14 protein-coding genes are annotated in these 9,648 nt (G+C 59.3%); 8 read left to right on the forward strand and 6 right to left on the reverse strand.

The features are described from left to right. The 3 genes from V7080_RS19745 to V7080_RS19755 form a co-directional block, all read left to right on the forward strand. Positions 1-496, forward strand: a 496-nt coding sequence (locus V7080_RS19745) for a cupin domain-containing protein (RefSeq protein ID WP_334190105.1), incomplete at its 5' end; no start/stop codon positions are given. Between the two features lie 35 nt (positions 497-531). Beyond that, positions 532-951 (forward strand): PaaI family thioesterase, encoded by a 420-nt coding sequence (locus V7080_RS19750; protein WP_334190106.1) that lies wholly within the window; start codon positions 532-534, stop codon positions 949-951. Then, positions 948-1,172: a DUF1653 domain-containing protein gene (locus V7080_RS19755; RefSeq protein ID WP_334190107.1), complete on the forward strand. Its 225-nt coding sequence runs from the start codon at positions 948-950 to the stop codon at positions 1,170-1,172. Before V7080_RS19750 ends, V7080_RS19755 begins: the two co-directional genes overlap by 4 nt. A 57-nt stretch (positions 1,173-1,229) precedes the next feature. Here V7080_RS19755 and V7080_RS19760 read toward each other — a convergent pair whose 3' ends face one another. Next, positions 1,230-1,514: a hypothetical protein gene (locus V7080_RS19760; protein ID WP_334190108.1), complete on the reverse strand. Its 285-nt coding sequence runs from the start codon at positions 1,512-1,514 to the stop codon at positions 1,230-1,232. Positions 1,515-1,762: 248 nt separating this feature from the next. Between V7080_RS19760 and ypfJ the strand changes: the two genes are divergently transcribed. From ypfJ to V7080_RS19775, 3 genes are read left to right on the forward strand one after another with little or no spacing between them, the layout of a single operon-like run. After that, a complete protein-coding gene (gene ypfJ, locus V7080_RS19765; protein WP_334190109.1) occupies positions 1,763-2,620 on the forward strand; it encodes a KPN_02809 family neutral zinc metallopeptidase in 858 nt (285 codons plus the stop codon). A gap of 48 nt (positions 2,621-2,668) precedes the next feature. Then, a complete protein-coding gene (locus tag V7080_RS19770; protein WP_334190110.1) occupies positions 2,669-2,950 on the forward strand; it encodes a hypothetical protein in 282 nt (93 codons plus the stop codon). Then, entirely contained in the window at positions 2,950-3,168 is a 219-nt protein-coding gene (locus tag V7080_RS19775) for an RNA-binding S4 domain-containing protein (protein ID WP_334190111.1), read from the forward strand. Before V7080_RS19770 ends, V7080_RS19775 begins: the two co-directional genes overlap by 1 nt. 57 nt (positions 3,169-3,225) lie before the next feature. Here V7080_RS19775 and V7080_RS19780 read toward each other — a convergent pair whose 3' ends face one another. Beyond that, positions 3,226-3,642, reverse strand: a complete 417-nt coding sequence (locus tag V7080_RS19780) for a winged helix-turn-helix transcriptional regulator (RefSeq protein WP_334190112.1) — start codon at positions 3,640-3,642, stop codon at positions 3,226-3,228. A gap of 101 nt (positions 3,643-3,743) precedes the next feature. Here V7080_RS19780 and V7080_RS19785 point away from each other — a divergent pair, with 101 nt between their 5' ends. Further along, positions 3,744-4,319, forward strand: a complete 576-nt coding sequence (locus tag V7080_RS19785; protein ID WP_334190113.1) for a carboxymuconolactone decarboxylase family protein — start codon at positions 3,744-3,746, stop codon at positions 4,317-4,319. Between the two features lie 110 nt (positions 4,320-4,429). Here V7080_RS19785 and V7080_RS19790 read toward each other — a convergent pair whose 3' ends face one another. Beyond that, a complete protein-coding gene (locus tag V7080_RS19790) occupies positions 4,430-5,146 on the reverse strand; it encodes a hypothetical protein (RefSeq protein ID WP_334190114.1) in 717 nt (238 codons plus the stop codon). Positions 5,147-5,382: 236 nt separating this feature from the next. Here V7080_RS19790 and V7080_RS19795 point away from each other — a divergent pair, with 236 nt between their 5' ends. Next, positions 5,383-6,030, forward strand: a complete 648-nt coding sequence (locus tag V7080_RS19795; protein WP_334190115.1) for a DsbA family protein — start codon at positions 5,383-5,385, stop codon at positions 6,028-6,030. A 92-nt stretch (positions 6,031-6,122) separates the two neighbouring features. Here V7080_RS19795 and phbB read toward each other — a convergent pair whose 3' ends face one another. From phbB to pncB, 3 genes are all read right to left on the reverse strand, one after another. Continuing rightward, positions 6,123-6,863, reverse strand: coding sequence for an acetoacetyl-CoA reductase (gene phbB / locus V7080_RS19800; RefSeq protein WP_334190116.1), 741 nt, complete (start codon positions 6,861-6,863; stop codon positions 6,123-6,125). Positions 6,864-6,928: 65 nt separating this feature from the next. Continuing rightward, complete coding sequence (locus V7080_RS19805; protein ID WP_334190117.1) at positions 6,929-8,104, reverse strand: acetyl-CoA C-acetyltransferase; 1,176 nt, start codon at positions 8,102-8,104, stop codon at positions 6,929-6,931. A gap of 352 nt (positions 8,105-8,456) precedes the next feature. Then, entirely contained in the window at positions 8,457-9,641 is a 1,185-nt protein-coding gene (gene pncB / locus V7080_RS19810) for a nicotinate phosphoribosyltransferase (protein WP_334190118.1), read from the reverse strand. Positions 9,642-9,648: the final 7 nt, after the last annotated feature.

Genomic DNA, 9,648 nt, shown 5'->3' on the forward strand with positions numbered 1-9,648 from the left:
GGTGTATATACATTCACTTCAGGAGGCGGATATGAGCGAGCAGCAACTGGAAGCAATCAAGGAGAAAAACTTTTCGAGCGCCCAGGTGGGCGACTTTTCCGGGCTGGGAAATTACCAGTTTTATCATCCGCTGGGAAAAGGCCGCGGCTGGCCGGGTAAACTATTCCTGCGCGGCCCGCTGGACCTGACCGGCATGGAAGTCTCCCTGAACAAGCTGCCAGCCGGACAAAGCGTGCCGTTCTATCATCGTCATCGTGAACATGAAGAACTGTATGTCTTCCTGAAGGGCAGTGGACAATTCCAGGTGGATGGCAGGACCATCGACGTCCGGGAAGGCAGCGTGATCCGGGTCGCGCCTGACGGCGTGCGCACCTGGCGCAATACTGGCGACGCGGACCTTGTTTACATCGTTATCCAGGCCAATGCGAACAGCATCGGCGCACAAGGCATCGAGGACGGCGTCACACTGCCGGAAAAAGTGCAGTGGCCGGCCTGATTTTCAACGTTTTATATCCTTCGACAGGAAACCCAATGCAACCCAAAATCACTGCGGACGACTTCAACCGGAAAGGCAATGGCTACCTGCCGGGGCTGCTGGGAATCGTCATCAACAAGGTCGGCGAACAATCGCTCGATGCCCAGCTGACCGTGACGCCCGCTCACCTGGCACCGAATGGTTATCTGCATGCCGGCAGCGTCGTAACGCTCGCCGACACCGCTTGCGGCTATGCCTGTGTCGCCCATCTGCCGGAAGGCGCGGCGAACTTCACCACCATCGAACTCAAGAGCAATTTCATGGGTACGGCGCGGGAAGGCGTGGTCGAATGCGAAGCCCGGGCCGTTCATCTTGGCCGCACCACGCATGTCTGGGACGCGCTGGTACGCCATCGCGATACCGGCAAGCTGATCGCGACTTTCCGATGCACACAGATGATCCTGTGGCCGAAATGAGCGCTGTAGAAATTACGCCGGGCGTCTACCGGCATTACAAAGACAAGCTGTACTTCGTGCTCGGCTTGTCGAAAAACACCGAAACCAATGAAGTCTGCGTGGTGTACCGGCCGCTGTACGAGACCGATTGGCCGCAACTCGTCCATCGGCCCCTCGACATGTTCACCGAAGACGTTGTCGTCGACGGCAAGCGGATGCCGCGTTTCAAACGTGTTGCTTAGGTGAATCGCATGATCCGGTACCGGATCATGCGATTCATCCAATCCTGCTGGCCGGCTTCAGGCACGGGAAGCCAGGTAACGCAGCTCATTTACCAGTGCCGGGCTGACCGAATCATACGGGCTGGACAGCCGATAGAGACGGTACAGCGACAGCTCATCCTCATACTTGCGGACCTTGGCGGCGACGGCAGGCGCAGCCACGTCTGCGGACATGGCATCCGACTTGCTGGAAGGCACGGCAAACAGCGCTGCGATCAGCGAGTGGAGAGCACGACCGAGGTTAGTGAAATAACCATTGTCGGCGTCGTGGCGGGAATGGTTGGAAAATACGGCGGTAGTCATGAAGCACTCTCTTTCTATCAATAACGTCTTGTGTAGAGACAATATAGAGGCGCACCAGATATAAATCTAATTTAGATTTTCCATATGAGTCATTCACTATGAGAATGACAGAGTCCGCTTGTCGAAGCGTCTTTTTTCCTTGAAAAGTCTTTTTCCTTATCCGCGCTCAGCGTGCGGCACGATATTTGCGCCTACTGTTTTCTGTGACGCTCCGCCATCGCGGAGCCATTTCTTTACCGGAGATTGCAATGAAATGGGAAGGCAACCGCGAAAGCAGCAATGTCGAGGACCGTCGCGGGGCGGGCGGTATCGGCGGAGGGTTCGGTGGGCGTTCGATCGGGTTGGGTACGATTGCGATTGCCCTGGTCGCATCATTCTTCTTCGGCATCAATCCGATGACCGTCCTGAGCCTCTTGAGCGGCGGCTCTCCGCAACAGACCACCGCGCAACGACCGCCGGCCGACGACAGGATGGCGACATTCGTCTCCACCGTACTGGCCGACACCGAGGACACCTGGACCGAACTCTTCCGCAGCGGCGGCGGCACCTATCAAAAACCGACGCTGGTGCTGTTTTCCGACAGCACGCCGACGGCCTGCGGCACCGGGCAGTCGGCCAGCGGGCCGTTTTACTGCCCTGCGGATCAAAAAATCTACATTGATCTAAGCTTCTATCGCCTGATGCAGCAGCGCTACCAGGTGACGGGCGAGTTCGCGCAGGCCTATGTCATCGCCCATGAGGTGGGACACCATGTGCAGACGCTGATGGGCATCTCCGGGAAGGTGCGCCAGGCGCAGCAGCGCGCATCGCAGGCGGAGGGCAACAGGCTGTCGGTACAGCAGGAGTTGCAGGCCGACTGCTTCGCCGGCGTATGGGCATACCATGCCAACCGGTCACGCGGCATCCTGGAAGCCGGCGATATCGAGGCCGGACTGAACGCGGCCAGCGCAATCGGCGACGACGCGTTGCAACGCAAGGAACAAGGCCATGTCATCCCCGACTCGTTCACCCATGGCACGTCGGCACAACGGGTGCGCTGGTTCAAGCGCGGCATCGAAACCGGCAAGGTGGCGGCGTGCAACACCTTCGAAGCCCGAGATCTTTGACAGTCGGTTGACGTAGAATCCATGCTTTTCTTACTTCCCGCCGCACCGATGTCACATTTACAAGCACTGCAGTCCCTGCAGCTCGCCCTCGACGATTTGCGCAACAAGCGCATCGACGTGCATGCATTTTGCCGTAGCTGGCGCAGTCAGGGCGCGCTGGTGTCGGCGCTGCCGGCACGCTACGGACAGGTCATGGAAGACTTGCTCGGGCGCATGGAAGCCAGCAGCCTCTTTACCGAAGAAAGCTGTTCGTTCAGCCAGGAAGACATGCAGGCGAGCCTGTCGACATGGCTCGACAAGGTGCAACAGCAACTGGAAGGACGGCCCTGATGCAGCGGATAGAGTTCGCGCTCGACGGCGATTACGTCGAGTTGAACCAGTTGCTCAAGCTGGTCGGCATCTGCGACAGCGGCGGCGCCGGCAAGATGCTGGTGGCAAGCGGTGACGTCTCGGTCGACGGCAAGCAGGAACTGCGCAAGACATGCAAGATCCGCGCGGGACAGGTTGTCACGCTCGGCGATGTGCGCATCGACGTGCGGGCCGCCTGAGCAGCCCACCCGGCACCCGGCGTCGAAAACGATCTTTGCGAAACCGGAAAGCCCGTATCAAACTTTCTTCTGCCCCTTCGCCGCAGCGACGCCCTGCCTGCCGGGGTTTGCCCCTGCTGATTTAGATGCCGGCTGGGCCGGCGTCGCGGCAATTTTCTTCTGCCACTGATCAGCCCAGCGCTGCAGCGGCAGGAGCGCATGCAGCAGGTCCGTGCCGGTCGCTGTCAATGCATAGCCTCCCTCCTCGGCGAGTTCGACAATCCCGCTGTCCCGCAGGTCGCGCAAACGCTGATTGAGCACGGTCGGCGACATGGCATCGCAGCGCTCCTGCAATTCACGGAAGCTCAGGCGCGCGTCCCGCAATTCCCACAAGATCCGCAGGATCCATCGCCTGCCCAGCAGGTCGAGCAGCGCCATGATGGGGCGTCCGCTCGTTGATCCCCTGACCGGCCTTCCGGGTTTTGGTGCTGCCATCTTTTTCTCCGCTACTGTTTTCATAGCACCATGCTACACTTAACGTAGCATCATGTCGAAACCTTTATGAAACTTTCCGAATTTTCTTCCTGGAGAACACCATGTCCACCGATTCCGATTCCGATTCCGCTGCCGTCAGAAGTGATTCCCGCATTTCTCCGGTTGAGCCGCCGTATGAAGGCGCGCTGTCCGATACCTTCGCCAGGGTCATGCCGCCGGGTGTCGCGCCGCTCAAGTTGTTTCGCACCATGGCGCGCAATCCGCGCGTTTTGCAGCGCATGTTCGCGGGCAGTTTCCTGGACCAGGGCAGCATCACGCTGCGCGACCGTGAGTTGGTGATACTCCGGACCTGCTTCCGCTGCAAATGCGAATACGAATGGGGAGTCCATGTCGCCTTCTTTTCCGAACGTGCGACATTGAGCAATGAGGATGTGGCGGCGACATTGAAACGCGATCCGCAGGACCTGCCCCCGCACGAGGCGCTGCTCATCGGACTGGTTGATCAGTTGCACGACCATGCGCGGGTCACCGACGAATTGTGGGCCGGGCTCGCCCGCCACTATACGGAGGAACAGATGCTGGAATTGATTGCGCTGGCCGGCTATTACCACACGATTTCATTCATCGCGAATGCGGCCGGCGTGCAGGCCGAAGCGTATGCGCCGCGATTCGCCTGAGCGGCATTGGAGAGGGGTAAGACTTTTGAGGGGCGAGCCAGTGGACCGGCTCGCCTCCTCGATGGCTGATTGCCGGCGCGGCCTCCATCCGGAGGCTTGCGCCGGGAGCGTCAACGCTGCAAGGTTTCGCCGCGGCGCGCCATCCTGCGTTCGCCCGATGATGAGGACACGCGAAACTCCATGCTGGTAATGCCGACCGAGCCCGGCGGCCCGACGACGAAATCGAAACCGCTCTTGACCGGAAAGATGCCGTTATCGCGCAGCAAAATGTCCGCCTGGCAATTCGGGCTCGGATCATAGAAATGGTCTTTGACTTCCTTCCAGATCGCTTCGCTGATCCAGCCGTACATGAAGATCTGGTTCGGATACAGCGAGCTGTCCGCATGGAGATATCCCTTCTGGTTTTTCTGGAGCGAAGGGTTGGTCGGCGGCGTGGCGCTGATCAGGATGTCCGATGCACCGTCGCCGATCGAATAAATGTCATCGTTCTTCAGCGCGGAATACACGAGGCGCAAATGCCACTTGCAGTTGAGCGACAACCGTTTTTCGATCCCGCCCGGACTGCCGTCGGCGGTGTCGACTTCGCATACCGTCATCTGCGTGCAACGGACCTGGCCGATCAGGGCAGGCTCGTATTTCCTCAGTTCATCAAGATTCTCGTGCACATTCCAGAAAAACCACTTGGAGCGTTCCGCGTCCGACATGTCGGGCAAATCGGAAATCTGCCGTCGGCCATACACTTCAATGGCACGCATTGCTTCCTTGCGCAATTTTTCGTTCATTTCAACAAGGTCAGGATTGAACTTGTGGTTGTACTCGCTCCGCATGGACATCTCCAAATATCAGGCCGGAATAATCACAGTGTAGGACTCATTGCGCAAAACGGAAGGCCACCGCAAGCCCTCGCGTTTGCCGGACATGCTCCCGCATGCCACTGTCAATAGAGGTATCCGGGCCCCGTTTAGTTCTTGCCTGCGGATACAAATCCGTTTCGGCCGGCGCGAGGATTGGCGCCCCGGGTTGTGGTAAGTTCCTGCCATGATCAATTTCCGAAAGTGACGCCATGCCCCGCCTGGTCTATATCGCCGATCCGATGTGTTCGTGGTGCTACGGCTTCGGCCCGGAATTGTCGGCGCTGCTGGCCGGACTGCCGGACCTGCCGCTGGATATCGTGGTCGGCGGTCTGCGCGCCGGCAATACGCAGCCCATGGATGCAGGCCTGAAGGCGAAGCTGCTGTCGCACTGGCGGCAGGTAGGCGAAAGGTCCGGCCTGCCCTTCAACGAAGATGCCCTGGGGCGCGCCGGTTTTGTCTACGATACCGAGCCGGCCTGCCGGGCGGTGGTCACGGCACGCCTGCTCTCGCCGTCGACCGCGCTGCCGGTATTCCACGCCATCCAGCATGCGTTCTATGCGCAGGGACTGGACACCACCCAGGCGACGGTCCTGGCGCGGGTCAGCGCCGATGCTATGAGCAAGGCCGGTTTTGTCATCGATGCGGACACTTTCCGCGCTACGTGGGACGCATCGGCAACCGTCGCCGACACCCAGGCCGATTTTCTGCAGACGCAGCGCTGGGGTGTGCGCGGCTTCCCTACACTGGTCCTGGAGCGGCAAGGCGAGCTTCATCTGGTGTCATCGGGATATATGAACGTGGCGGGGCTGGTAGAGAACATGCAAGCGCTGGTCGATGCGGCACCAGCCGGTGATTGAGGGCGATCCTTGGGGCGATACGGCGCTGCACTAATAAAAAACCCGAAGCCGGACAATCCGGCTTCGGGTTCGCGCATGAAACGCTCAACGCATCAGTACATGTGCTGGCCGCCGTTGATGGCGATGTTGGCGCCGGTGAGGAAGGCCGCCTCATCCGATGCCAGATAGGCAACCAGGCCGGCCACTTCCTCGGGCTTGCCCAGGCGCCCCATCGGGATCTGCGGGATGATCTTGCTTTCCAGGACTTCGGATGGAATCGCCATCACCATCTTGGTGCCGATATAGCCGGGGGAGATGGTATTCACCGTCACGCCCTTGCGCGCCACTTCCAGCGCGAGCGCCTTGGTGAATCCGTGCATGCCGGCCTTCGCCGCCGAGTAGTTGGTCTGGCCGAACGCGCCTTTCTGGCCGTTGACGGACGAGATATTGATGATACGTCCCCAGCCACGCTCGGTCATGCCGTCGCACACAGGCTTGGTCATGTTGAACACCGAGTCGAGATTGGTCTTCATCACCGCATCCCAATTGGTCTTGTCCATCTTTTTGAAGGTCATGTCACGGGTGATACCCGCGTTATTGACCAGCACGTCGATCGGACCGATTTCCTTCGCGATCTGCGCGACGCAGGTCTCGGCGGACTGATAGTCCGACACGTCGCATGGATAGGCCCGGAATTTGTAACCCTGCTGCTCCATCGATGCCAGCCATTCCTGCGCCTTGGTATTGCCCGGCGAATAGGTCGTCACGACCTGATAGCCCAGCGCCGCCATCTTGATGCAGACAGCTTCGCCCAGACCGCCCATACCCCCAGTGACTAATGCGATTCTTGCCATGTTCGTCTCTCTATTTGTTTGTGAAGATTCAGGGACTGCACAACTGCACGTCGACCTTGTGGGTCTTAACGTTCTATCGCCAGCGCGACACCCATGCCGCCGCCGATGCACAGGCTGGCCAGCCCGCGCTTGGCATCACGCCGTATCATTTCATGCAACAAGGTCACCAGGATGCGGCAGCCGGAGGCGCCGATCGGATGGCCGATGGCGATGGCGCCGCCATTGACATTGATCTTGCTGGTATCCCAGCCCATTTCCTTGTTGACGCCGATGGCCTGTGCCGCGAACGCTTCGTTGATTTCCATCAGGTCCAGGTCCTGGTGGTCCCAGCCGGCCTTGCGCAGGCAGAGCTGGCTGGCGGGAACCGGGCCCATGCCCATGATGGTCGGATCGACGCCGGCCGACGAATAGGCACGGATGCGCGCCAGCGGTGTGAGGCCGAGTTCGTCAGCCTTTTTGGCCGACATCATGATGACGGCCGCCGCACCGTCGTTGATGCCGGATGCGTTGCCGGCGGTGACGGTGCCGTCCTTGGCAAATGCGGGACGCAGGCTGCCGAGCGCATCGACGGTGACGCCGGGCTTGATGAATTCATCGGTATCGAAGACGATCGGGCCTTTCTTGGAAGGAATCTCGAACGGAATGATCTCGTCCTTGAACTTGCCGGCCTTCTGCGCGGCTTCCGCCTTGTTCTGCGAGGCGGTGGCGAACTCGTCCTGTTCCTGGCGCGAAACGCCGTATTTCTTCGCGACGTTCTCGGCGGTGATGCCCATGTGGTACTGGTTGTAGACGTCCCACAGGCCGTCGACGATCATGGTGTCGACCAGCTTGGCGTCACCCATGCGGAAACCGTCGCGGGAATTGTTGAGGACGTGCGGCGACGCGCTCATGTTTTCCTGGCCGCCGGCAATGACGATCTCGGCGTCGCCGGCGCGGATCGCCTGTGCCGCGAGATGCGTGGCTTTCAGGCCGCTGCCGCAGACCATGTTGATGGTCATGCCGGGAACCATGTCGGGCAGACCGGCGCGGATCACCGCCTGGCGGGCCGGATTTTGGCCGACGCCCGCGGTCAGAACCTGTCCCATGATCACTTCACTGATCATGTCGGGCTTGATGCCGGACTTTTCCAGCAGGTGCTTGATAACATGCGCACCCAGATCGGACGCGGCAGTCTTGGCAAGGGAGCCGCCAAACTTGCCTACTGCGGTGCGGCCTGCGGCGACGATTACGACATCATTCATTTTGTATTCTCCAGTGAAGACTGCATTGCTGCGAAGTTGCCGTGAAGTACTTTTATCGTTGCTTCACTTCCTTACTTCATTAAAAAGACATGCTGAAAGACACGCGCAATAAGCAGAATTTCATTGCCGGATACCATCGTCGCTATCCGGGCGCAATCTTAATAGCGTATGTCCACAAAAGTTTGATCTAGCTCAAAGTTTCCGAATTGTACATTTTTCGGTATCGCGGCCTCGAAAATCCGATTGGATGATGTCATTCAGATTAGGCTATCGCGTATCGACTGTCCATGAAGTCGCAGAGTTCATTGCACTTGTGAACGCCGTGCACGAAATGCCTATGTGCAAGGCAGTGTTATTGCGCTGCGGGATGGTGGAACACCTGGCGCAGGTAAGCGAGAAACGTTTCGTCAGTGCACATCGTCTTGCCCGGCGAATCAGAAAGTTTCGCGACGGGCTGGCCATTGCAGGAGATCAGCTTCATGACGATGGCGAGAGTGGGAATGCCGGTATCGTTGGTCAGGTTGGTGCCGATGCCGAAACCGGTCATGGTCCGGTCGGCGAAGTGCCGGTACAGCGCGAAGGCACGCGGCAGATCGAGTCCGTCGGAAAACACGAGGCGCTTGGTATGCGAATCGATGCGCAGCTTCGCATAATGGGCAAGCGCCTTCTCCCCCCATTCGACGGGATCGCCGGAATCATGGCGCAGGCCGTCGAACAGTTTTGCGAAGTAGAGATCGAAGTCGGCGAGGAACGCATCCATGCCGACGACGTCGGTCAAGGCCGTACCGAGATCGCCGCGGTATTCCTGCACCCAATCCTCCAGCGCTGCTTTCTGGAAATCACGCAGCCGCACGCCGAACGACTGGAACGATTGCAGGTATTCATGCGCCATCGTGCCGATCGGCACGAGATTGTGTTTCTTCGCAAGATACACATTCGACGTGCCCTTGAAATACTCTGGCACTTCGCGCTTGAGCGTCGCCACCACCTCGTCATGCCATGCGCCGGAGAAACGGCGCCGCACACCGAAATCGAAGAACTCGAACGGATGCGCCCTCGCCGGCTCGCGGCCGAAATCGCGCACCTGCCCGATCTTCGCCGCCAGGCGCCTGCGCCCCTCGGCCAATGCCGGCACCGGATCGAACCGGCGGAAATACAGTTCGTTGACGATGTAGAGAACGTAGATCTCGAAGCCCATCACATGGACTTGCGGTCCCTTGACGTTGATCACCAGCGTCGGGCCGTCGACCGTCACGGTGATGAACTTGCGCTGGAACCGGAAGACGGTGAGGTAGTCGGCAAAGTCGCTCTTGATGAAACGAAGACCGCGCAGGTAGGCGATTTCATCGTCGGTGAAGGCCAGCGAACAAAGGTGATCGAATTCCCGTTCCACATCGGCCTTCAGTTCTGCCAGCGGGTAGGCAGGTTCGTTCCTGCATGCAAAGGCATATTCCGCCTGGGCGGCGGGGTGGCCATGCAACAGGGCCTGCCACATGGTGAATTTGTAGAGATCGGTTTCGAGCAGGCTTTGGACGATGGGGGTC

This window comes from Noviherbaspirillum sp., assembly GCF_036846085.1.
Classification (GTDB): Bacteria; Pseudomonadota; Gammaproteobacteria; order Burkholderiales; family Burkholderiaceae_D; genus Noviherbaspirillum.

Excerpts from the sequence above, each read along its gene's own strand:
- V7080_RS19750 (WP_334190106.1), top strand. The coding sequence starts at position 532 with ATGCAACCCAAAATCACTGCGGACGACTTCAACCGGAAAGGCAATGGC.
- V7080_RS19755 (WP_334190107.1), top strand. The coding sequence starts at position 948 with ATGAGCGCTGTAGAAATTACGCCGGGCGTCTACCGGCATTACAAAGAC.
- V7080_RS19760 (WP_334190108.1), bottom strand. The coding sequence starts at position 1,514 with ATGACTACCGCCGTATTTTCCAACCATTCCCGCCACGACGCCGACAAT.
- ypfJ (WP_334190109.1), top strand. The coding sequence starts at position 1,763 with ATGAAATGGGAAGGCAACCGCGAAAGCAGCAATGTCGAGGACCGTCGC.
- V7080_RS19770 (WP_334190110.1), top strand. The coding sequence starts at position 2,669 with ATGTCACATTTACAAGCACTGCAGTCCCTGCAGCTCGCCCTCGACGAT.
- V7080_RS19775 (WP_334190111.1), top strand. The coding sequence starts at position 2,950 with ATGCAGCGGATAGAGTTCGCGCTCGACGGCGATTACGTCGAGTTGAAC.
- V7080_RS19780 (WP_334190112.1), bottom strand. The coding sequence starts at position 3,642 with ATGGCAGCACCAAAACCCGGAAGGCCGGTCAGGGGATCAACGAGCGGA.
- V7080_RS19785 (WP_334190113.1), top strand. The coding sequence starts at position 3,744 with ATGTCCACCGATTCCGATTCCGATTCCGCTGCCGTCAGAAGTGATTCC.
- V7080_RS19790 (WP_334190114.1), bottom strand. The coding sequence starts at position 5,146 with ATGCGGAGCGAGTACAACCACAAGTTCAATCCTGACCTTGTTGAAATG.
- V7080_RS19795 (WP_334190115.1), top strand. The coding sequence starts at position 5,383 with ATGCCCCGCCTGGTCTATATCGCCGATCCGATGTGTTCGTGGTGCTAC.
- phbB (WP_334190116.1), bottom strand. The coding sequence starts at position 6,863 with ATGGCAAGAATCGCATTAGTCACTGGGGGTATGGGCGGTCTGGGCGAA.
- V7080_RS19805 (WP_334190117.1), bottom strand. The coding sequence starts at position 8,104 with ATGAATGATGTCGTAATCGTCGCCGCAGGCCGCACCGCAGTAGGCAAG.